Origin of the sequence: Nocardia sp. A7 (assembly GCF_046549215.1) — a bacterium.
Taxonomy (GTDB): Bacteria; Actinomycetota; Actinomycetes; order Mycobacteriales; family Mycobacteriaceae; genus Nocardia.
Genome location: NZ_JAJPWE010000011.1, coordinates 13,216 through 33,456, shown reverse-complemented (window position 1 = coordinate 33,456; position 20,241 = coordinate 13,216). Strand labels below are relative to the sequence as shown.

The window sequence follows — 20,241 nt, the reverse complement described above, 5'->3', positions numbered from 1 at the left end:
ATGAGCCGCGGCCAACTCGCCCGCACCCCCGAGCACTTCCCGAACATGAAGTACCGGGCATGGAAACGCCACTGCGTGCGCTGGATATCGACCGTCATAGCAGTCCGAGTGATGCAGACCCTGTGCATCGAGCTGCCCGCCGCGCTCGCGACGTTCGCCGCCCGTATGCGCGTCGCGCTCGCCCGCAGCGCCAACCTCACCGCCATTCCCCGCCGACCCTGGTACCTCGCCCTCGACCAGGCCCATGCACGCGGCGCCCGAGGCCGGACCAACCCCTACTACCAGGCCGCACTCCCCGCCGCCGACACCGAAAGGTTGCACGATGACGCCTGACATCGAAATGGACCAGGACGCATTCGACGCCGCGGTCAACCTGATTCCCCGCACCGGCGCCCGTGAGCTCGAGATCGGCTACCTGCACGACGACGTACCCATGAAAGAGGCAGGCTGGTACGCCCACGCCCAATACCAGGGCGCCCGCATCATCGCCGAGGACCACCCCGGCCCCCTCGAGGCCGTCGAGGCGCTGGCTCGTCGACTGCTCGCCGGCGGACAGTGCACCCATTGCAAGCGCACCATCACCCTGTCGGGATCGAGTCAAAAGCCGAAGCCCGGCAAGTGGTGCCGATGGACCAGACAGGGCGACCGGTGGGAACGCGGGTGCGCATCCGCCACGCCCCCGAAGGCAACCCCATGATCAACACGACGGAGCAGTTGACCCCGTTTGTGAGTGGCTACTGCGTGCGCCGCCTCGACGAACACCGATGCCTCGACGTAGTGGAGCAGCTGTACAACCAGCGCCTGGTCGTCACCGAACGCCCCGCCGACCAACCACACAGCGGGTACGAGTCGATCGAGCAGGGCTGGTGCTACTACGGATTCGGCACCGACGACAACGGCACGCCCCGCACCAAGCGAACCGCGTTCATCGCCGCCGTCGCGGCCGCGAGGGTGTGGGACGGCACCGGCAACCCGCCCGGCGCGAACAAGCGTGCCGGTGCCGAGAAAGAGAGCTGACGATGATCGTGTGGTGGTTCGTGCGTGGTCTGCTGTGCAAGTGGGGCCTGATGGGGTGCAAGCCCGTGCCTACCGCGCCCCCATGGGATCAGGAACTAGGCCCGAAAATCTGCGCCTACTGCTGGGAACCCACGCGCTGATGGAACCATCAGCGGTATGAGCTACGTAACCAACTTCCTGCTGTACGCGCCCATCGACGATGAAGGCACGGCCGGATTTCTGGCCGCTGTAGGCGCCCTGCCGGGAGGTGTTGTGCCAGCGCGCGTTGACGATGCGGCATTCCCCGGGTCGAAGGGGTTCGAGGGAGAGGTATACGCAGCAGCCGGAAACCGCTGGCACCTCGACGAATTGCAATCAATGCTCGATCAGGCCGAGTGGGAGGTTCCGCACCAAGTCGCGGTGATCTGCTGCACCGAAGATGAACCCATCGAGGTGTACCGACCGAGCAAGGGAACATGAATCCAGCGGGGTGGTACGAGATCCGTTGCCCCTGGTGCGGCGTGAAGTTCACGCCGTACGAGTGGAGTCATCACTTGCCCGGTTGCCCGCATGGACCTGAGCCTGCAGACGTCAACGACCCGGATCGGAATGAGTTGTAAGTCCGAACAGGAAAGGCCACACCCATGGGATACGGCATCTGCATCGTTCTCGAACCCGACTACCTGATCACGCAGAACAGCAACCCTGAGCACACGGCGGTTCTGCTGCGCCATCTCGCCTCCGATGCCGACCCTGTCGTCACCCCTCACGGCGGCCGCACCGTCATCTCGCACACACCCAGAGCGGTACCACCGATCGCACATGTGAACGTCTGGGTGGACCAGGCCGGGCCCGACCTACGGACCGCGATGACGACCGCGGCAGACCTATCGGTCACGCTGCAAGACCGAGGGCTGATCGTGTCAGTAGTCGAGGTACTGGACTGGCGACACAATCCGATCCATGCAGGATGAAACGCCCCATCTACCAGGCACAACACATCTAACAAACCGACCGGTTGCTATAGTCGTTAGACAACCGCCGCTACTGACGACCCGACCCCGGAAGTCGCCAGTGGCGGTTTTTTCATGCCCGAAGCAGACCCACGGGAAGGCCGACAACGATGCCCGTTCGGCCACCCCGGGTGTGCAACAAGTGCCGCAAGACAGTGCCCGCCCGGCAACGGTGCTCGTGCTCGCCAGCGTGGAACAGCAACCGCAACGACTACACCGGCAGCGGTAGCACTCGACGATGGCGCGTACTCCGTGCGGCCAAACTCGAGGCTGACCCAGTGTGTGAGTCGGCCCGGTGTCGGCGCCTGGCCGTCGAGGTCGACCACATCACGCCGGTCTCACAAGGTGGCGACCGCTACGACTGGGCCAACCTGCAGTCGCTGTGCCACGACCACCATGAGCACAAGTCGCTGCTGGAAGCCCAGGCCGCGGCGGCGGCCGCACGCGCGGCCGGACCGACTACGTGAGGTGAACCTGAATGCCGTTGCCTGACCTGACCGCCCGCGAGCAGCAGGTGGCCGCCGACGAGTGCGACACGATCGCCGCCTACCTCGACAACATGGCGGCGACGGTCGACGGTCTGCACTCCGTCATCGTGGGCAGCGCGTACCGGCGAGCGGCGATGGCCGTGCGGAACCGTGCGGCACGGCTTCGTGAGCTCGCCGAGCAGCAGGCCGGCGAGCTGTACAACCGCAACGCCGTCACGATCCGCAACCCTCACGCGGACGAACCTGGCGAATCGCCCTTCATCCGCCTGCCATAGGGGTAGGGGGGTCCGCATCACGAGGGATGCGGCCGCCGGACCACGGCCGGGTAACTCCATTTTTCCGCGCTCAACTCGCCACACATGGGGGGTATCGATGCCAGCACCGTCACCGCAGCCCGCCAACCTGCGATTACTGAACGGCCGCGCCCCCGGGCGCGACTCCGGTGGCCGAAAAGTGGTGCCACCACCGGACTTTCGGCGCATCCCGCCGAAACCGCCGACGTGGCTCAGCCGTGAGGCCAAGGCCGAGTGGCGGCGCGTGGTGCCCGGCCTGGCCCGCCTCGACCTGCTGAAAGAGGAAGACCGCGCGGCGCTGTCGAACTACTGCGAGACCTGGGCCACCTACGTCGACGCGATCCGCCAGGTGCGCGAACAGGGCATCGTCGTCGAGAACCGCTCGACCCGCAAGGACGGCACCGAGTCGGTCTGGCTGACCAAGAACCCCGCCGTCGCCGTCGCCGAAGCAGCGTCCAAGATCCTGCGATCGTGGTGCCACGAATTCGGCCTGACACCGTCGGCCGAAGCGCGCGTAACGCGCGGTGCCGGTGGCGAAGATGACCCGGACAACCCGTTCGAGTAAGGCCGGGCCCGATGTCGAGCTACCCGATGCCGCCGAGCTAGACCGGCTGCAACTCAGTCCCGAGGTCGCCTGGTACCTGCTCAGCCGCGGCATTCCGTTGCCGGATTGCCCGCCTCGGTGGAAGACACCGGAACCGCGCGACCAGCCTGGCGCACGGTTCGATCCGGACCGGGTCGACCGGGTGCTGAGCACGTTCCGCAATCTTCGGCACACGAAAGGTCGGCTAGCTGGTCGACCGCTGGTGCCCGACCCGTGGCAGGTCGCCTACGTGATCGCGCCAGCTTTCGGGTGGGTCCATCTCGACGAGGATCTGGGCATCTATGTCCGGATCGCGCGAACGATGTACGTCGAGCTGCCCCGCAAGAACGGCAAGAGCACCCTCGCCGGTGGCATCGGGATCTACCTCACCTGCGCCGACGGTGAGGAAGGCGCCCAGGTGATCGCCGCGGCGACCCGGCTGGAACAGGCCGCGTTCGTCTTCGCACCGATCAAGCAATTGGCCGAGCGATCGCCAGCGCTGGCCAAGCACGTCAAGCCGTACAAAGCCAAGATCGTGCACGGCCGGACCGGTTCCTACTTCCAGCCGGTCGCCTCCGCCGGCGACGCCCAGCACGGCGCCGACCTGCACGGCGGCATCGTCGACGAACTGCACCTGCACAAAACCAACGACCTGGTCGAGGCGATCGAGACCGGCACCGGTTCACGTAGCCAGCCGCTGATTCTGTTCATCACCACCGCGGATGCGAGCCGAAAAGAGACGCCGTACGACCGCAAGCGCACGCTGGTCGAGCAGCTGGCGCGCGGTGCGCTCACCGATCCCTCGGTGTACGGGGTGATCTGGGCCGCCGATCCGGAGGCCGATCCGTACGCCGAGGAAACCCAACGCGCGGCGAACCCCGGTTTCGGGATCTCGCCGACGCGGGCGTATCTGCGATCGGCGGCGACGCGCGCGGCACAGTCACCCGCCGATCACGCGTCGTACCTGCGTCTGCACCTGGGCATCCGGACCAAGCAAGAGACTCGATACCTCGATATCGCGGCGTGGGATCGCAACGCGTCGATCGTCGACGAGTCGCGGCTGGTCGGGCGGGCGTGCTTCGGTGGGCTCGACCTGGCATCGACGAGCGACCTTACGGCGCTGTGCTGGCTGTTCCCCGACGACGACGCCGGATTCGATGCGCTATGGCGGCTGTGGGTGCCCGAGGGTGCGCTACCGGATCTGGACCGGCGCACCGCCAAGGCCGCCAGCCTGTGGGCCAAACGCGGGCTACTCACCGTCACGCCCGGTGACGTCACCGACTACGGGTACATCCGGCGAACGATCGGCGAGGACGGCGCGAAATTCGACGTCCAGGAGATCGCCTACGACCGCTGGAACTCGTCGCAGCTGGTCAACGATTTGGTCGCCGACGGCGCCCCGATGGTGACCATGGGCCAGGGCTACGCCTCGATGTCGGCGCCGACCAAGCAGCTACAGCGGCTGATCCTGCTGGGCACCGAGGAAAAGCCGGTGATCCGTCACGGTGGCAATCCCGCTGTGCGATGGACCATCGACAACTTCGCCATCTCGATGGACCCGGCCGGAAATGTGAAGCCGGACAAGAAGAACGCCGCCGACAAGATCGACCCCGGGGTGGCTCTGATCATGGCGCTGGGTCGGGCGATCGAGTCCGAGCCGCCCCAGGAAAGCGCATACGAGCACGACGGACTGTTGGTCGTGTGACCAGGAATCTGACGAAAGGATGGTGGCCGTTGCGGTACCTACGGCGCGATATCGGCTCGCGGGTTGTGGTGCAGCTCGACGATGTCGTCTGGTCCGGCACGCTGTCCGCGTGTGGACGTGACCACCTCGAGCTGACCCACGCATCCGCGGGCGTAGTCGGTCCGACCCCGGCCGATGGGCGCATCGTCATTCCGGCGCTGCAGGTCCACTACGTGCAGGTGTTGGCCAAGGTGTTGGGCTGATGGTTGCGTTCGCCACGCTGGGCCAACTCGGCGAGTACGTCGCGAGCGCGAACCCCGCGATCGAGCTGGTCGACCCCGGCTACCCGCTGGGCCAGGCCCCGGATATCAATGCTGAGAACGTGTTGCGCAACCAGCCCTCGGTGCGCAAGGTGACCGGGTTCATCGCGCGCAACCTGTCATCGATCCCGCTTCACCTGTTCGAGCGGATCAGCGATACCGACCGCCGACGCGTCACCGATCACCCGCTGGCCAAGCCGTTGGGTCAGCCGCGGCCCAAGGTCAGCGAATACAAGTTCTGGTTCGACACGATCATGGACTGGCTGTTGCACGATCGGTACGCCATCACGTTCACCCTCGATGACCTCGGTGACCTGGTGCTGACTCGCCTGCCGGCCAACCGCACCCGGTTGATCGGCAACGATTTCGATGTCACTGAGATCCGGTACACCAACCTGCGCGGCGAGCGCGTCACGTTCGATCCGGCGGTGTGTATCTATGACGCCGGGTACGCCCCGCGCGGGCACAACGGTTTGTCGCCGATCGACACGTTGCGTCACCTGCTCGCCGAGTCCACCGAGGCTGTGGAGTACCGGCGTTCGGTGTGGCGCAACGGGGCCAGGGTGCCCCAGGTGATCGAGCGTCCCGCCGGGCCGAAGTGGGAAGACTACGCGCGCGACCGGTTCAAGGCTGACATGGGCAACTTCCGGCGCGGCGGCGGCGCCGAGGGCGGCATACCGGTACTCGAAGACGGAATGACGATCAAGGAAGTGACCAGTTTCCGCCCCCGCGACACTCTCGACTTGGAAGGCCGCCGCCTCACCGATGCCGAAGTGGCGTCCGCGTACTTCATCGCTCCGGAACTGGTCGGCGCCCGTGAGGGTACGTACAGCAATCTCGAGGCGTTCCGGCAAATGCTGTACCGGGATTCGCTGGGCCCGTGGATCACCGCGCGAGATCAGGCGCTCAACATCCACTTGGTGCCCCCGTTCGCCGAGGACCGCCGTCTGTACGTGGAGGCCAACATCGAGGCCAAGCTGCGCGGCAGTTTCGAGGAGCAAGCCCGGGTGATGCAGACCTCGACGGGCGCGCCGTGGCTGACCCGCAACGAGGCCCGGGCCCGCGCGAACCTGCACGCCATCGACGGCGGCGACGAACTGGTGGTGCCGCTCAACGTGCTGATCGGCGGGCAAGCCTCACCGACCGATTCCGCGCCCGAACCGAAGTCCATCGACGAGGCGCTACGGGACCCCGATTTCGCCGACTACGTGCTACGCGGACTGCGAGCGCGCGGCGTGCTGGCCACTAGGGAGGACTGAAAAGCCATGCATATCAAGCAATTCCGATCCCAGGTCAAAGCCGCCGGGGCCGCTGATGGGCTCAAGGAGGGCCAGGTGCGCGCGCTGGTGAGCGTGTTCGGCAACGTCGACAGTGTGGGCGACATCGTCATGCCCGGGGCGTTCACCGAGGATCTGGCCGCGTGGGCGGCCAAGGGTGACCCGATCCCGGCGATCTGGTCGCACGACTGGCGCGACCCGTTCGCCCACGTCGGTGTCGTGCTCGACGCGAAAGAGACCGACGCCGGGCTGGAAACGCTGTACGAGATCGACCTCGACAATCCCAAGGCGGCCCAGGTGTACCGGCTGCTCAAGGGCCGCCGGGTCACTCAGAGTTCGTTCGCTTACGACATTCTCGAGCACGGCTGGGCCAAGCGCACCGATGCCGCGACCGGCAAGGAATACGAGGTGTTCGAGCTGCGCAAGCTCCACATCATCGAGGTCGGGCCCACCCTGGTCGGCGCGAACGAAGAGACGGAATTGCTGGCGGTCAAGTCGGCCGCGCTCGCCCGCGGACTCGGCGGCGGGCGGATGCTCTCGACCAAGAACATCGAGGAATTGACCACCGCGCACGACGCGATCGGCGAGATGTTGGCCAATGCCGCACCGCCCAAGTCTTCCGGCTCCACGCCGGACGCGCCCGTCCAGGGCGCACCCACCTCCACCGGCACCGGCCAGCCTGGCGCCGACGCGGCCGCCGACTCTGAAAAGTCGGCCGCTCAGTCGTCGGTGATCAGGTCCGCCCAGGCGCGCGGGTGGCTCGAAATGGTCACCGTGTGACGATGAAAGGACCTGGTACACAATGAATCCCAAGCAGCAACTCGCGGCATTCCGTAAGCGGGCCGGTGAGCTGGCCAAGCTGGGCGCCGAGCGTGAGTTCACCGAGGACGAGCTCACCGAGATCGACACCCTGAAATCGTCGATCACCGAGCTGGAAACCAAGATCAAGCGGATGGACGCGGCCGCGGCCGCGCTCAAGTCGGTCACCGACGACGACCCCGGCGACGAGGACGACGACGAGGACGACCAGCCCGCCGGCACCAAGGGCGGGGCCCGCTCCCGTCCGCGTGACGAGGCCGACGCGGTCAAGACATTCGGCGAGCGCTTCACCAAGTCCGAGGCGTACGTGGCGTTCCGCAAGGAACACCCCAGCGGGGTCGGCACCGGCACACCCATCGAGATCGGCCGCGTCAAGGTCGGTTCGATGGGCGATTGGATTTCGCGCCGCGGCGGGCGCAAGGCGACGCTGGGCACACCGGTCGCGCGTATCCAGCCGATCCGGATGCCCACGATCGACATGGTCGACCGCAACCGGCTCACCCTGCTGGACCTGATCGACCGCGGCAACATGGACGGCAATTTCGAGTACGTCCAGATCACCGGCGTCACCCGCAACGCCGCGATCGTGCCGGAGTCGACCGGGCCCGCCGACGCGGCGGCACTCAAGCCGGTGTCGGATATGACTACGACCCTGGCTGACTGCAAGGCCTACACCTACGCCGACGGCTACGACGTCACCAATCAGTTGCTGTCGGACGCGGCTGCCTTCGCCACGTACATGAACGCCGAACTTGAGTACTCCCTCGACAACGTCGTCGAGGAAAAGCTGTTGAACGGCACCGGCACCGGCGGCGAGCCGAAAGGCATTCTCACCACCACCGGTGTGCAGGAACAGACCTACATCAACGCCACTGCCGTGGTGAACCCCACCACCGCGATGGCATTCGTCAAGGCGGTGCGGTCCGCGATCACCAAGGTGGTTCGCCTGCCCGGCGGCAAGGTCGACGCTGTCGTTCTGTCGCCGGAGATGGACGAGGCCATCGACCTGTTGCAGGACGCGAACGAGCGGTTCTACGGTCAGGGTCCGTTCGGCGCCGGTCCGGGCACGCTGTGGGGCCGCCCCCGCGTGACGTCTGAGCGCCTGGTCGACGTCCAGGCCCTGCTCGGTGACTTCAAGCAGGTCGCGCTGCTCGACCGTGAGGGCCTGTCGGTGCTCGCATTCAACCAGCACAAGGATTACGCACAGCGGAACATGACCTACGTGCGCGCGGAATTGCGTGCGGGACAAGTCATTTGGAAGCCTAACCGCCTGGTCATCGTCAAGCCCGCCGCCTGATCGTCGAACCGATACGAGAGGAATTCGCCATGGCAAACACCCCCGACGAGCACGGCATGGTTGTCGTTGACGGTGTCCGGTACCGGCCCGAGGACGCACCGAAAACGGCCGACGGTGACGCCCCGGCCAAGAAGGCCCCGGCCAAGAAGGTCGCCCCGGCGGCCGAGAACAAGGCCAGGGTTCCCGAGACCGGCACCGGCGCCGGTGAGTCCGGGACGGTCCCGACCAAGTGAGCACCCCGGGGCCGCTGCTGTCGGTCGACCAGTACGACGAACTGGGCGACGCCGACACAGTGAAGGCGATGCGGCTCGACTCCGTGATCCAAGACATCCGCGACTACTGCGGCTGGCACATCGCGCCGTCGATCACGCAAACGCTGACGCTCGACGGTCCCGGCCGCCGAACGCTGCTGCTGCCGTCGCTGTATGTCACCGCGATCACCGCGGTCACCGAGGACGGCACAGCAGTACCAGCGGATCAGTTCGACTGGTCCGAAAAGGGGATGCTGCGCCACCGGTCCGGGTTGTGGACGGACCGGTGGCGCGGCATCACGGTCACACTCACCCACGGTTACGACCAGGCCCCGGCCGGTGTCATCGGTGTGATCGCCGACGTGGTCGCCGACGCGCTGTCCGTACCGCTGGGAACGGTGCCCGAGAAGATGGGCCCGTTTGAATTCGGCGGTGGCGGAACAGCTTTCAAGGGCCACCAGCTGGCAGTGCTGTCGCGATATCGCGCCGCGACATCGGGCCCGGCGTCATCGGGGTCGCTGTGAGCGAACGGCTACAGGTCCGCACCCGCGCCGGTGTCGACGACGCGGGCAACGCCACCCCGGCGGGCCCGGCGTCGCCGATCACCGCCCGCGGTGTGGAACCGGGTGCCAGTGCGTTCGTGCTGGGGTTGGGCCACAACGGCGATCAGGTGGCCTACACCGTGTATTTCGTGCCCAGCCCGCCGGCACTCATCGACGGCGGCCCGCACGATCTGTACGTGCGCGGTGACTGGTACCCGGTCCGTGTCCATGACTGGCGCTCCCCGTACGGCACCGGACGGTCCGGTGTCGTCGCGGTGTGCGAACTGGGAAGGGGATAGACCATGCCGGCGATCGTGTCGTTTCGCCTCGACCGCAAGGGCGTAGGCGAGATCTTGAATTCGCGCGAGGTTCAAGCGTGGGTGGCCGGGGTCGCCGCCGAGCTCGGCGACCACATCTACGCGTCCACCGGGGTGCGGGCCCGGGTGCGGACCTACCGCACCGACCGCGCGGCCGCGGGCGTGTCCGTCCCGGCTCGACTGCAAGCGAGCAAAGGCGCACTTACCCGCGCGGCCGCGGCCAAACAGTTGATCGTGCGCCCGACATGAGCGACCCGGTTGTGTACCTGCCCGCCGACCCGGCGGCCGCGGTCCGGGTGTTTCTCGCCGAGCGGGTGCCGGTCCGGTTCGCCGGGGTCCGGGTGGCGGCGAACTTGTCGCCGACTTGGACGCCGACCGCGGCGCCCGAGCTCGTTGTGTTCGACGACGGCGGGCCGATGAACTGGCCTGTGGAGACTCGCCCGCAGATCCGGTGCACGGTCTGGGGCAACGGGCGCGACACCGCTAGGGGCATCGCCGGATACGCGCTCGGGTTGCTGCTGTGCCACCGGGTGCCCGGGATCGCGAAGATCCTGCCCGGTACCTCGCTGCTCGAGGCGCGCGACGAGCACAACGGCGGACTGATGGTCAGTTTCACCGTCAACACCCGCGCGCGCACCGTCCCGGCTACCTAGCCGGGCCCCCACCCAATCCACCACCCCGTCACCTCGGCGGGGTGGAAATCCGCGTGCCTTCCACACCACCACCTGAGAGGGGTTCACCATGGCCGGAAACCCGTTGGCCGTAGACATCTGGGACAACGCAGACGTTTGGATCCACCGTGCCACCAAGGAAGACGGCACACCGTGGACGCTCGACGAGATCAAACCCGCCGATGTCGATGAGGCGTTCGAGGACGTCGCCGGCGCCGACTGGGAACTGGTCGGGCTGCTCTCCGGCGAGGACGGTTTCCCCGAAACCGTCGAGTTCGACGAGTCCAGCTACAACGCCTGGGGCTACGGCGAGATCAAAAAGAGCTACCGGAACCGGCGCCTAGAGCGGAAGTTCACCGCGCTGGAACGCAACGCGGTTACCGAGTACCTCGAGTCTCCGGGCGACACCGTCGATTACGTCATCGACGCCAAGCCGGCCGATGTTTTCATCGGGTTCGAGGTCCGCACCGATGACGGCAAGGTCAAGCGCCGTATCAGCACGGTCCCGGCCAAGGTCAAGTCCGGTGGCCGCACCGACAACGAGCAGGACATGGCATCGGTGGAATACACCGCGTCGATCTTCCCCGACTCCCAGAAGCGCCGTTTCCTCAAGCAGGAAACCGGGGTCAGTGCCGAGAACGACTACACCGTCACCATCACCGGCAGCGCGGGCACCTGGACGGCAACGGTCACCGTGGCCGGGGATGCCCAGACCGCTACCGGCCTGGCCTACAACATCGCCGCGGCCGCGCTGAAAACGGCGATCGAGGCTCTGTCGAACGTGGGCTCCGGAAACGCGTCCGTCACCGGCACCGGCGGCGTGTTCGCCGTCACCGTGCCCGGCACGCTCACCGCGAACGGCGCCGGACTCACCGGCGGCACCGCGGTCGTGGCACCCGCCTGAGCGATGACCCCCCGACCCCCGTCCGCCTGGGTGCCCGCGCGGTGCACCCGGCGGGCGGGCCCTGCCCGCACCGCGCCCCCAGGAGTGACCCCGTATGCGATTGCCCAACGACGACGAAATCAACGCAGCAGCGAGGGAACTGGGCTGCGCCGACGACAACGGTGTGTGCCCGCCGTCGTCGCGTTCTCGTGTGGCGAAAACGCTGCTCGAGGCCGTCGTCGAGGAAACCCAGCAGGCCGCCCGCGCCGATGGCATCGCCACGGTCGTCGCCGACATCGCTGATGTGCACCACCGCCTGGTCGACGCCCTCGGCACCAAGGCGGCCACCGCGATCACCGCGGCAATCGCACCCGTGATCTACCAATCCGCGCACCCCGAAAGGACCGACGACCATGCCCAACCGCGACTCGATCAGCCTCGATGACGGCTACGACCCCGCCGCCTACAGCCCCAACGACTCCCGCCCGGTGGACCGCTCCGCCCCGTTCGTCGCCTACGCCGACGGCGACGCCGAGCGGGAGGCCGAGGCCCAGGCGTGGGCCCGTCGGTCCGCGTCCGGAGTTGTCGACGCCGTCGAGGCCGAACAGGCTCCGGCACGGCGCATTCCCGCGAACGCGCCGCGGCCCCAGGATCACCTCAAGGCGCGCAAGGCGAAGAAGCCCAAGCGCGACCGGGCGCGTAGTGCCGTCGAGCGTGAGGCCCGGGGCGTCGAAACCGCCGCGGTCGACTACGACGGCGAGACGTACGAGATTCCCGCCGACGTCCTCGACTGGAGTCTGGACGCGACCATCGCTTTCGAGGAAGGTCGCGCGGTCACCGCGATGCGAACCCTGTTAGGCCCCAAGCAGTTCCGCACGCTGATGAGCAAGGGTTACACCAATCGCGAGTTCCAGGCGCTGTTCGACCTGCTCGCCAAGGCCGGCGGATTCGAGACCTCGGGAAACTGAGGGGGCTGCTGATCCTGCTCCGGGATAAGCCGAACCTTCTCGAGGCCGACTTAGACCGCTTCTGTAACCGCGATCTGCGCGATCTGTGGCGGTTCGACGAGCAGGGCCAGCGCCGCCTCACCCTGCGCATGGTCTACGTGCGGGTACTCGAGATGCCCGCGGAATCTGCGCTGGCCAAGGACGCCAACGGCGGCAAGACCCCGTGGAGTCTGACCGATCACCTGCTGGCTGATTTGTGGGTTCTGACCGCCCGTAAGTCGCTGGGCAAGAAGGCACCCCGCGATCTCGACCACCCCGGCCGCCCCAAGGGATCACCGAAACCGATGACGCCCGAACGCGCCGCCGCGGTGCAGAAAGCCAAGCGGCGCCGCGCCGCGATCCAACAACGCCGACAACGCCGAAAGGAGGAGTGAGTTGGCCACGATCGGTTACGCCACGCTGGTCATCATCCCGACCGCGCGCGGCATCTCGTCGCAGGTCAGTCGCCAGATCGTGGCACCGGTCGCCAAAGCGGGGCGTACCGCCGGTGATCAGGCCGGTACCGGGATCAGCACCGGGATCAACCGCACCAACTACTCCCAGGCCGGGCAAGGCATGGTCGGCCCGGTCGCCCGAGCAGGGCGCCGGGCCGGGATCCAGGCCGGGCACGCGATCCAACAGGGAATCGACGACCGCGACTATGAGGCCAGCGGCCGCGACGCGGGCGGGCGATTCGTCTCCGGATTCAGTACCGGATTGCGGGGCCTGGGCGCCGCTTTCAGCGTGGGCACCGCGGGATTGCGGCTGTTCGTGGTCAACGCGGGCACGATCGCTACGGGTTTCGGGATCGCGGCCAAGATCGTCAAGAGTTTCAGTGCGGCCACGTTCATCTCGGCGGTGCTGCTCAAGCAGGTGGCCGCGACCGGACTGGCGAAGCTGGCCGGCGCTTTGCGGATCATCGCCGCGATCGCCAGCCGGGTCGCCAAGGAAATCGGCCAGATCACCAGTGCGTTCCTGGTGTTGCAGGGTGTGGTCAAACTCGTGGGCGCCATGACCGGGTTCGCGAAGAACCTGGCGAAAATGACGGTCGGTGCGGCCGCGGCGATCGGCGTCGTGTCCGGCCTGGCGACGATCGTCGGTGGCGCGCTGTCGGCGGCGCTGTCGGCTGGCGTGATGGCCCTCGGTGCGTTCGCTGGGGCGGCGGCCGGTCTTGGTGGTCCGGCGATTTTCGCGCTGAAAATCGGTATGAAGGGCCTGGCCGACGGCGCCAAGGATTTCAATAAGCAATTCTCCGATGCCGACGAGACTTTCAACAAAATGGTCGGGCAGCGTATGGGCCCGATGCTGACGGCATTCCGCACGATGCGTATGGAAATGGTCGACCGATTCTCGAAAGAGCTCGAACCTGCTTTCGCTCGGGTCGGTGTCGGGATCGATCAGGTGCGCGGCAAGTTCGGGTGGATGTCGGTTTATCTCGGCCAGCTCGGCCAAGACATCGGCATGTCGCTCACCGGGCCAGCGACCATCGAGGCGTTCCAGAAAATGGGTGACGCCTCGGGTGTGTTCTTCCAGCATCTCAACAAGGCAGAGTCCGGCCTCGGTGGTTTGTCTTCTGGTCTGGTCACTTTCGCCAGCACGGCGGCGACCACGTTCCAGGATTCCAGTGCCGGGCTCAATGAGATGTTCCTCGGGTTCGGCGAGAAGCTGCGCAGCATCACGCCCGAGCAGATCCGGGGCGCGCTGTCTCAGTTCAAGCAGGTATTCGAGAACATCGGCAATGTCGCCGGTCCGCTGCTGAACCTTTTTGTGCAGATGGGCCGGATTTCAGCGCAGGCGCTCGCACCCGGATTCGTCGCGATCGGCAATGGAATTCGTGAGGCCACGCCCGCGCTGCTGAATATGGCGAGCATCATCATGCCCGCGCTGGGCCGCGTGATGCAGGAGCTGGCCCCGCTGATCCCGAGGTTGGTCGAGGCCTTCACCCCGTGGGCGACAATGCTCGCCACGATCGCACCGCCCCTCGCGTCACTCGTGGCCAACCTGGCACCCCTGGCCCCGTACCTGCTGCTCATCGCCACCGGGTTCAAGATCGCAGGCGCGGTCATGCTGTTGTGGAACGCAGCAGCGTTCGCCGGTGCCGTGGCATCCGGCGTACTCGCCGCTGCGATGGGGCGCACGCTGCCCGTGACCCACGGCAGCACTGTGGCTTTCGTGGCCAACAGGATCGCGATGCTCGCGGGCTCAGTCGCCGCGCACGCATTCGGTTCCGCGATGACATTCGCGTTGAGTCCGATCGGCCTGATCATCATCGCCGTCGCCGCGATCGGCGTCGCGCTCTGGGCATTCTTCACCAAAACCGAAGTCGGCAAAGCACTCTGGGACAAGATCTGGAACGGTATCAAGACGGCCGTGTCGGCGACGTGGGCCTTTCTCAAACCGATCTTTTCGGCAATCGGATCGTGGTTCACGCAAACGCTCGTGCCTGCCGTGATGGGTTTCTGGCACGGCGCCATTGCGCCCGCGTTTTCGGCAATCGGCTCGCTCATCTCGTCCTGGTGGACCGGAATTGTGCAGCCAGCTTTTGCGGGGCTGAAAATAGCTATCGGCGTGGTCGGCGACGTCATCGGCTGGTGGTGGAACAACATCGTCAGCCCGGCATTCTCGGCGGCGGGTACCGCGATCTCCTATTTCTGGGAGACGGTCGGCTCGCCGATCTTCAACAACTTCAAGAAGCTGATCGGCCTGGTCGGTGACGCCATCATGTGGTGGTGGAACGACGTGGCAACGCCCGCGTTCCAAGCCATCGGCGCCGTGATTTCCTGGCTCTGGGACTCCGTCGGATCGCCCGTATTCGAGAACATGAAAACCGGCGTGAGTGTCCTCGGTGAGGCGTTTACGTGGTTCAAAGATAACGTCATCACCCCGGTATTCGACACCATCGGCGCAGCGATTTCCTTCGCCTGGGACAACGTTATGTCCCCGATTTTCGACAAGGTCAAGAGCGGTATCGGCCTGGTGGGTGATGCTTTCGGTGCCGCGGGGGGTGTCATCAAGTCGATGTGGTCCGGGGTCGCTGACACGCTGCGCCCGGCCGTGCACTTCCTCGGCGGGCTGCTCGTCAAGGTTCCGTCCTCGATCGGCGGGTTCGAGATCCCGGGTGCCGGTGCTGCCCAGGATCTGGGTCGGGCCATGCAGAACTTCCGCACCGGCGGCACCGTCGGTCCCGCCGGTCGCACCTCCGCTGGGGTGTTGTGGGGCCCGGGCACCGGCACATCGGACTCGATCCTTGGTGTTGATACCAAGGGGTTCCCGACGGCGCTGGTGTCCACGGGTGAGGGCGTGGTCACCGAAGCGGGCATGGACGCGGGCGGCAACCGCCTGGTGGCCGCGCTCAACGCCGGGTGGACCCCGTCGGCGGCCACGTTGGCGGCGATGTTCCCGGAGCTCAACGGCTACGCCACCGGCGGCAAGGTCAGCCGTTCTCAGTTCCTCGACCAGCTGCGCGGCATCGAGGGCGCTACCTACGATTTCGGCGGCTGGGGTAACGGCTGGGTGACCGACTGTTCCGGCGCCCAGGCCAAGGCGGCCAATTTGATCGCCTACGGCGACACCGAAACCGGCGGCCGGTTCGGCACCGGCACGATGGCCAAGGCCCTGGCCGACCGTGGCGCGCTGCCCGGCCTCGGCGGCCCCAACGACTACAACCTGGGTTGGTATAACGGCGGCCCCTATGGTGGCCACACCGCGGGCAGTGCGCCCGGTGGCACCGGGTTCGAGATGGGCGGCGCCCGCGGCAACGGCCAGTTCGGCGGGGGCGCGGCGCTGGCCACCGGATCGAAATTCACCGACCACGCGCACTTCCCCGCGCGGATGTTCACCGACACCGCCGCGGGCACGTCCGCGGCCACCAGCCCGCCGAGTACCACCACCGGACCGAGTTCGACAGACACCGGCGACTCGAGCGACGCCACCACGAGCTCGACCGCCACCAGTGTTTCCAGGCTCAAGACGTTCGACGAACTCGGCGCGGACTTCGCGTCGATCTTCCGCGCGGGGCTGCTCGAGACAGTGGGGCTCGACGGGGAGCTGTGGACCGATCCGAGTGCATGGCTCAAGGGCGACACCGGCGACAGCGTGCGCACCACCGACAACACCAGCGCCACCACCGGGGCCACCCCGTCCTCGCCAGCGGCGGAAACCGTAGCCCCTTCGTCGTCGACGGGTACCGGCACCGGTGACGCGAACTCCGCGGTGCCGGTCGATCCGGCGTCATCGCTGAAAGGCTCGGCGCTCTACAGCTACGACATCGCCAAGGTTGCCCGCGATATGGGTATGGGCGAGATCGGCGCGGTCATCGGCAACGCCGTCGGGCTCGTCGAAACCGAACTCAAGATGTACGCGAATTCGACTGTGCCCGAGTCACTTTCCTACGCGCATGATGCTGTCGGTTCGGCCGACGACAGTCTCGGTGTGATGCAACAGCGCGGGCCGTGGGGATCGGTCGCCGACCGGATGACCTCGCAGATCTCGGCGCGACTGTTCATGAAGGCACTCGGCGACATTCCAGGCTGGGAATCGATGGACCCCGGCGCGGCCGCCCAGGCGGTGCAGCGCTCGGCGTTCCCGCACAAGTACGCCGGGCGCATGGACGAGGCGAGCGACTGGGTTCGCAAGGCCGGCCTTTTCGACACCGGCGGCATGTTGATGCCCGGCGGTGTCGCGGTGTCGATGCTGTCCAAGCCCGAACCCTTGTTGCCCGCGGACAAGTGGGACACCGCGGCCGCCAACATCGACGCCGTCGACCGGCTGCTGTCTTCCATGGCCACCACCGGCGGCGGCCGCGGCAACGTGCAGCGCGGCGGGGACACCTACATCGCCCATGGTTACACCGCTGGCGAGATCGCCAGCGAGTGGTCGCGTCGCCAGTGGGCGCGCACCGGCGGCTACGACGGGAGGGGCTGGTAATGGTCGCTGGGCGCAATATCCGCTATATCGGCGTTGACGATTCGGTCTGGCCTTTGCACGGGCACCTGATGGGCGAAAAAGGCGTCTACCTGACCAGCCTGGCCGGTTTCTATCACCCGGTGCGGGTGCCGATGACCCAGACACCGGCCTACATGCGCGGCGCGATCCCGGGCCCGTCGAAAACCGACCCCTCGATCATCGACATGAAGATCTTCACCAGCGCCACCACCGAGGCGGAATGGGAACAGATCGAATCCGAGTGGTGGAACGCCTGGTCGGATGAAGCCGACGGGCTGCTGGTCGCCGCGGATCGCAACGGTAACGAACGCAGCCAGCCGGTCCGGTTGCAGACCTACCCCGCCGACCCGTTCGACTGGGAACCGGAATGCGAAATGGAATGGACCATGCCAACGGTGGCCTACAGCCCCGGATGGCGCGGCCCGCTGCTCACCTCCAATTGGACCAACACCAGCGGATCTGGTTCCGGCACAATCAATTTGGCCAACCCCGGCGACCTCGAGATCTGGCCACAGTTCGCCGGCTGGGGGCAAGCCGGCGCACGGGTCACCCTGCCCGACGGCATCGGCACCGACACCCGCCAACTGCCCGAGTTCGCCGACGGCGAGCACTGGCTAGTAGACCCCGACATGACAACCGGGGTGCAGCTCGACACCGTCACCAACACCCAGGCCGCCGCCCGCATGGCCGGGTTGCTGTTCCAGAACACGATCCCCGCACGGACCACCGTGCCGGTCTCGCGTGCGGTGAGCGTGACCGGCGGCGACACCGACACCGCGGTCACTGCGTATATGACCCCGCTCTATCGACGGCCGTGGGGGTGAGCTCGTGACAGCACCGGAGTTCTTGACCCTCGACGACGTGCGCGCCCACATCCTGGGCCGCCGCCGCCAGGAGGCCGCCGACGCCCTCGCGCGCCCGAAAATGGTGGTGTGCGACAAGTCCTGGGATCCGGTCACCACTCTGCGCGGTGAGCTGGCGTGGGACTTCCAGGAGATCGCCAACGACACCGGCGAAGGCGAATTCACCCTGCCCGGCGATCATCTGCTGGTTCCGTGGCTGCTGGACCCGGCCAACCGTCGCGCCGACGTCCATATCCTGGTCGACACCCCGCATTGGCGGTGGGGTGGCAAGTGCGACACCATCCAGCGGATCTACAAGGCCGGTGAAATGGTCGCGGTCCGCGTCCATTTTTTGCATGACTACCACGCCGCGAAACGCCTGATCTGCTTCGCCAACCCCGCCACCCCGGCCGAAATCCAGATCCCCAAGGCCATGCCCTACGCCGGGCCCTCGGCGACCGGCGTCGCGCTCTACGCCCTGAGCAACCTATGGCGCGTCCAGAGCCTAAATGCCATCCCGGACAACATATTCAACCCCGACCAGTGGGCGGGCATGTTCGATCCGTCGCACTGGTGGACCACCATGGTGCCGATCAACCCGCTGACCGACACCAGCCAATGGACGGTGCTCAACGCGCGGTTCCCCTACCTGCACGACCTGGTCGCGCCCACCATGGCATCGGCCGGGCTGCTGCTCAAACCCGAACGGTGGATGCCCGGCGACCCCCAGCCGGCGGGATCGTTCTACACCCTCGAGCACTCGACGCGTGTATTCCGTGTGCTCGACAAATCGGGGTACGCCGGACCGACCGGCACACTCGTCGACGGACTACTCAACCTGGTCGGGACCGTCGCCGAAGACTTCATCAACGAGATCATCACCGAACTCTCGCGGGAAGAACCCGACGAGTACAAGCTGCCCGGCTGGTTCGGCACGGTGAAGACCGCGCCCTGGGTCGTTTTCCCCGCGGGCAAACACTCCACCGTGCGCTCGCACACCATGACCATCCACAAGGCGCTCGCCTACGCGATGGTCACCGGCGGCAAGTCCCCGCAGTGGGTCAACAGCGCGGCCAAACTCGCCGCGAACGCGGTGCTCGGCTACCTCGGCATGTTGATCGGCAACCCCGGCCTGGCACTCGGTGTCTTCGACTTCCTCATGGAAGACACCCTGCTGGCGTTCCACCGCATCCCGAACCCGATGCGCAAGTCGGACATGGGCCCGGACGCGTGGATGGAGAACTGGGTACAAGGCCCCGGCACCGGATTCACTCTCAGCACGCTGCAAGCGCTGATCACCGGGTTTCACGACACCCGCGGCTACACCAGCTACACCGCCGAAATCGACGCCTACGCACCGTATGTGCCGGGCAAGCATTTCCAGCTCATGGACCGGATCGCGTTCGACTTCGGCGGCGGTGACTTCTACGTCGACCACGTCCACGCCATCCGCAACAAGGGCGATCGCGCAAGCCTGCCGACATGGGAAATCTCGATCGGCAACGACCAGGCCGAGGAAGACCCGGCGGCGAAATTGATGCGGTACAAGGAGGACATTTTGTCTCTGTTGCAGATCCAAGGGGTCGGTGTCTGATGGCCGACTACCCCGACGGGACCAGCTACGACGACACCCCGTTGCACCCATGGACTGAGCTGTTCCGCGATATCCCGATCTCGGGGACCTGGGTCACCGTGCCACCGCGCCCGGGCAGCAGGGACCCCGCGACACGGCTGTGGCGCCCGACCGCCCGCGGGGCGATCACCCTGCCCTCGACCGCGTCGCGCATCGCTGAGCACGCCGACCTGGTCGGGTTCGAGCTCAACCCGGACAAGGCGCTGATCAAGCGGATCGACCCGCTACGCGGTGGCGGGTCGATCACCAACCCCGGCAACTGGGTCGACATCACCGCGCCCGATCCGCCACCGAACCCGGTGGCTGTGGTGTCGGCGGCCGCCGACGCGCTGATGCCGTCGGAACTGCTGGCGCTACGCGCCGAGCTCGACGCCAAGATCGAACAGGCAGGGGGATAAGGGA

26 protein-coding genes are annotated in these 20,241 nt (G+C 66.7%); all 26 read left to right on the top strand.

The features are described from left to right. The 26 genes from ACLJPD_RS32815 to ACLJPD_RS32690 all read left to right on the top strand — a co-directional run bounded on the left by ACLJPD_RS32815 (position 1) and on the right by ACLJPD_RS32690 (position 20,237). Entirely contained in the window at positions 1–333 is a 333-nt protein-coding gene (locus ACLJPD_RS32815; RefSeq protein WP_410877385.1) for a hypothetical protein, read from the top strand. Beyond that, positions 323–697: a hypothetical protein gene (locus ACLJPD_RS32810; RefSeq protein ID WP_410877384.1), complete on the top strand. Its 375-nt coding sequence runs from the start codon at positions 323–325 to the stop codon at positions 695–697. The genes ACLJPD_RS32815 and ACLJPD_RS32810 overlap by 11 nt, the downstream gene beginning before the upstream one ends. After that, positions 694–1,017 (top strand): hypothetical protein, encoded by a 324-nt coding sequence (locus tag ACLJPD_RS32805; RefSeq protein WP_410877383.1) that lies wholly within the window; start codon positions 694–696, stop codon positions 1,015–1,017. The genes ACLJPD_RS32810 and ACLJPD_RS32805 overlap by 4 nt, the downstream gene beginning before the upstream one ends. Before the next feature lie 156 nt (positions 1,018–1,173). Further along, the gene (locus ACLJPD_RS32800) at positions 1,174–1,476 is read left to right on the top strand and encodes a hypothetical protein (protein ID WP_410877382.1); all 303 of its coding nucleotides are present in this window, start codon (positions 1,174–1,176) and stop codon (positions 1,474–1,476) included. 164 nt (positions 1,477–1,640) lie between these two features. Continuing rightward, positions 1,641–1,970 carry a hypothetical protein gene (locus ACLJPD_RS32795; RefSeq protein ID WP_410877381.1) on the top strand — a complete coding sequence of 110 codons (330 nt, stop codon included), beginning with the start codon at positions 1,641–1,643 and terminating at the stop codon, positions 1,968–1,970. Between the two features lie 317 nt (positions 1,971–2,287). Next, positions 2,288–2,476, top strand: coding sequence for an HNH endonuclease (locus ACLJPD_RS32790; protein WP_410877379.1), 189 nt, complete (start codon positions 2,288–2,290; stop codon positions 2,474–2,476). 11 nt (positions 2,477–2,487) lie between these two features. After that, positions 2,488–2,772 carry a hypothetical protein gene (locus ACLJPD_RS32785; RefSeq protein WP_410877377.1) on the top strand — a complete coding sequence of 95 codons (285 nt, stop codon included), beginning with the start codon at positions 2,488–2,490 and terminating at the stop codon, positions 2,770–2,772. A gap of 97 nt (positions 2,773–2,869) precedes the next feature. Beyond that, the gene (locus tag ACLJPD_RS32780) at positions 2,870–3,355 is read left to right on the top strand and encodes a phage terminase small subunit P27 family (RefSeq protein ID WP_410877376.1); all 486 of its coding nucleotides are present in this window, start codon (positions 2,870–2,872) and stop codon (positions 3,353–3,355) included. Next, positions 3,330–5,078 carry a terminase large subunit gene (locus ACLJPD_RS32775; protein WP_410877374.1) on the top strand — a complete coding sequence of 583 codons (1,749 nt, stop codon included), beginning with the start codon at positions 3,330–3,332 and terminating at the stop codon, positions 5,076–5,078. The genes ACLJPD_RS32780 and ACLJPD_RS32775 overlap by 26 nt, the downstream gene beginning before the upstream one ends. Next, complete coding sequence (locus tag ACLJPD_RS32770) at positions 5,075–5,320, top strand: hypothetical protein (RefSeq protein ID WP_410877372.1); 246 nt, start codon at positions 5,075–5,077, stop codon at positions 5,318–5,320. Before ACLJPD_RS32775 ends, ACLJPD_RS32770 begins: the two co-directional genes overlap by 4 nt. After that, positions 5,320–6,636 carry a phage portal protein gene (locus tag ACLJPD_RS32765; RefSeq protein ID WP_410877370.1) on the top strand — a complete coding sequence of 439 codons (1,317 nt, stop codon included), beginning with the start codon at positions 5,320–5,322 and terminating at the stop codon, positions 6,634–6,636. Before ACLJPD_RS32770 ends, ACLJPD_RS32765 begins: the two co-directional genes overlap by 1 nt. Positions 6,637–6,642: 6 nt before the next feature. Next, positions 6,643–7,434 carry an HK97 family phage prohead protease gene (locus tag ACLJPD_RS32760; RefSeq protein WP_410877369.1) on the top strand — a complete coding sequence of 264 codons (792 nt, stop codon included), beginning with the start codon at positions 6,643–6,645 and terminating at the stop codon, positions 7,432–7,434. Positions 7,435–7,456: 22 nt separating this feature from the next. Then, positions 7,457–8,770, top strand: coding sequence for a phage major capsid protein (locus tag ACLJPD_RS32755; protein ID WP_410877367.1), 1,314 nt, complete (start codon positions 7,457–7,459; stop codon positions 8,768–8,770). A 29-nt stretch (positions 8,771–8,799) separates the two neighbouring features. Next, complete coding sequence (locus tag ACLJPD_RS32750) at positions 8,800–9,003, top strand: hypothetical protein (protein ID WP_410877366.1); 204 nt, start codon at positions 8,800–8,802, stop codon at positions 9,001–9,003. Beyond that, positions 9,000–9,545 carry a hypothetical protein gene (locus ACLJPD_RS32745; protein WP_410877364.1) on the top strand — a complete coding sequence of 182 codons (546 nt, stop codon included), beginning with the start codon at positions 9,000–9,002 and terminating at the stop codon, positions 9,543–9,545. The genes ACLJPD_RS32750 and ACLJPD_RS32745 overlap by 4 nt, the downstream gene beginning before the upstream one ends. Next, positions 9,542–9,862, top strand: coding sequence for a hypothetical protein (locus ACLJPD_RS32740; RefSeq protein ID WP_410877363.1), 321 nt, complete (start codon positions 9,542–9,544; stop codon positions 9,860–9,862). Before ACLJPD_RS32745 ends, ACLJPD_RS32740 begins: the two co-directional genes overlap by 4 nt. Before the next feature lie 3 nt (positions 9,863–9,865). Then, a complete protein-coding gene (locus ACLJPD_RS32735) occupies positions 9,866–10,129 on the top strand; it encodes a hypothetical protein (RefSeq protein ID WP_410877361.1) in 264 nt (87 codons plus the stop codon). Next, a complete protein-coding gene (locus ACLJPD_RS32730) occupies positions 10,126–10,533 on the top strand; it encodes a hypothetical protein (protein ID WP_410877360.1) in 408 nt (135 codons plus the stop codon). Before ACLJPD_RS32735 ends, ACLJPD_RS32730 begins: the two co-directional genes overlap by 4 nt. 88 nt (positions 10,534–10,621) lie before the next feature. After that, complete coding sequence (locus tag ACLJPD_RS32725) at positions 10,622–11,455, top strand: hypothetical protein (protein ID WP_410877359.1); 834 nt, start codon at positions 10,622–10,624, stop codon at positions 11,453–11,455. Between the two features lie 94 nt (positions 11,456–11,549). Continuing rightward, the gene (locus ACLJPD_RS32720; protein WP_410877358.1) at positions 11,550–11,879 is read left to right on the top strand and encodes a hypothetical protein; all 330 of its coding nucleotides are present in this window, start codon (positions 11,550–11,552) and stop codon (positions 11,877–11,879) included. Further along, the gene (locus ACLJPD_RS32715; RefSeq protein ID WP_410877357.1) at positions 11,848–12,402 is read left to right on the top strand and encodes a hypothetical protein; all 555 of its coding nucleotides are present in this window, start codon (positions 11,848–11,850) and stop codon (positions 12,400–12,402) included. The genes ACLJPD_RS32720 and ACLJPD_RS32715 overlap by 32 nt, the downstream gene beginning before the upstream one ends. 152 nt (positions 12,403–12,554) lie before the next feature. Continuing rightward, a complete protein-coding gene (locus tag ACLJPD_RS32710) occupies positions 12,555–12,815 on the top strand; it encodes a hypothetical protein (protein WP_410877356.1) in 261 nt (86 codons plus the stop codon). A 1-nt stretch (position 12,816) separates the two neighbouring features. Further along, positions 12,817–17,346 carry a hypothetical protein gene (locus ACLJPD_RS32705; RefSeq protein ID WP_410877355.1) on the top strand — a complete coding sequence of 1,510 codons (4,530 nt, stop codon included), beginning with the start codon at positions 12,817–12,819 and terminating at the stop codon, positions 17,344–17,346. After that, complete coding sequence (locus tag ACLJPD_RS32700) at positions 17,346–18,188, top strand: hypothetical protein (protein ID WP_410877354.1); 843 nt, start codon at positions 17,346–17,348, stop codon at positions 18,186–18,188. The genes ACLJPD_RS32705 and ACLJPD_RS32700 overlap by 1 nt, the downstream gene beginning before the upstream one ends. A 4-nt stretch (positions 18,189–18,192) precedes the next feature. Then, positions 18,193–19,800, top strand: coding sequence for a hypothetical protein (locus tag ACLJPD_RS32695; protein WP_410877352.1), 1,608 nt, complete (start codon positions 18,193–18,195; stop codon positions 19,798–19,800). Then, on the top strand, positions 19,800–20,237 hold the full coding sequence (locus ACLJPD_RS32690) for a hypothetical protein (protein WP_410877350.1): 438 nt from the start codon (positions 19,800–19,802) through the stop codon (positions 20,235–20,237). Before ACLJPD_RS32695 ends, ACLJPD_RS32690 begins: the two co-directional genes overlap by 1 nt. Positions 20,238–20,241 lie beyond the last annotated feature (4 nt).

Bases quoted from the DNA above. Each gene is read 5' to 3' on its own strand.
- ACLJPD_RS32780 (WP_410877376.1), top strand. From the start codon at position 2,870: ATGCCAGCACCGTCACCGCAGCCCGCCAACCTGCGATTACTGAACGGC.
- ACLJPD_RS32815 (WP_410877385.1), top strand. From the start codon at position 1: ATGAGCCGCGGCCAACTCGCCCGCACCCCCGAGCACTTCCCGAACATG.
- ACLJPD_RS32775 (WP_410877374.1), top strand. From the start codon at position 3,330: ATGACCCGGACAACCCGTTCGAGTAAGGCCGGGCCCGATGTCGAGCTA.
- ACLJPD_RS32720 (WP_410877358.1), top strand. From the start codon at position 11,550: ATGCGATTGCCCAACGACGACGAAATCAACGCAGCAGCGAGGGAACTG.
- ACLJPD_RS32750 (WP_410877366.1), top strand. From the start codon at position 8,800: ATGGCAAACACCCCCGACGAGCACGGCATGGTTGTCGTTGACGGTGTC.
- ACLJPD_RS32710 (WP_410877356.1), top strand. From the start codon at position 12,555: ATGCCCGCGGAATCTGCGCTGGCCAAGGACGCCAACGGCGGCAAGACC.
- ACLJPD_RS32735 (WP_410877361.1), top strand. From the start codon at position 9,866: ATGCCGGCGATCGTGTCGTTTCGCCTCGACCGCAAGGGCGTAGGCGAG.
- ACLJPD_RS32690 (WP_410877350.1), top strand. From the start codon at position 19,800: ATGGCCGACTACCCCGACGGGACCAGCTACGACGACACCCCGTTGCAC.
- ACLJPD_RS32800 (WP_410877382.1), top strand. From the start codon at position 1,174: ATGAGCTACGTAACCAACTTCCTGCTGTACGCGCCCATCGACGATGAA.
- ACLJPD_RS32810 (WP_410877384.1), top strand. From the start codon at position 323: ATGACGCCTGACATCGAAATGGACCAGGACGCATTCGACGCCGCGGTC.
- ACLJPD_RS32805 (WP_410877383.1), top strand. From the start codon at position 694: ATGATCAACACGACGGAGCAGTTGACCCCGTTTGTGAGTGGCTACTGC.
- ACLJPD_RS32755 (WP_410877367.1), top strand. From the start codon at position 7,457: ATGAATCCCAAGCAGCAACTCGCGGCATTCCGTAAGCGGGCCGGTGAG.
- ACLJPD_RS32760 (WP_410877369.1), top strand. From the start codon at position 6,643: ATGCATATCAAGCAATTCCGATCCCAGGTCAAAGCCGCCGGGGCCGCT.
- ACLJPD_RS32785 (WP_410877377.1), top strand. From the start codon at position 2,488: ATGCCGTTGCCTGACCTGACCGCCCGCGAGCAGCAGGTGGCCGCCGAC.
- ACLJPD_RS32725 (WP_410877359.1), top strand. From the start codon at position 10,622: ATGGCCGGAAACCCGTTGGCCGTAGACATCTGGGACAACGCAGACGTT.
- ACLJPD_RS32795 (WP_410877381.1), top strand. From the start codon at position 1,641: ATGGGATACGGCATCTGCATCGTTCTCGAACCCGACTACCTGATCACG.
- ACLJPD_RS32730 (WP_410877360.1), top strand. From the start codon at position 10,126: ATGAGCGACCCGGTTGTGTACCTGCCCGCCGACCCGGCGGCCGCGGTC.
- ACLJPD_RS32715 (WP_410877357.1), top strand. From the start codon at position 11,848: ATGCCCAACCGCGACTCGATCAGCCTCGATGACGGCTACGACCCCGCC.
- ACLJPD_RS32700 (WP_410877354.1), top strand. From the start codon at position 17,346: ATGGTCGCTGGGCGCAATATCCGCTATATCGGCGTTGACGATTCGGTC.
- ACLJPD_RS32765 (WP_410877370.1), top strand. From the start codon at position 5,320: ATGGTTGCGTTCGCCACGCTGGGCCAACTCGGCGAGTACGTCGCGAGC.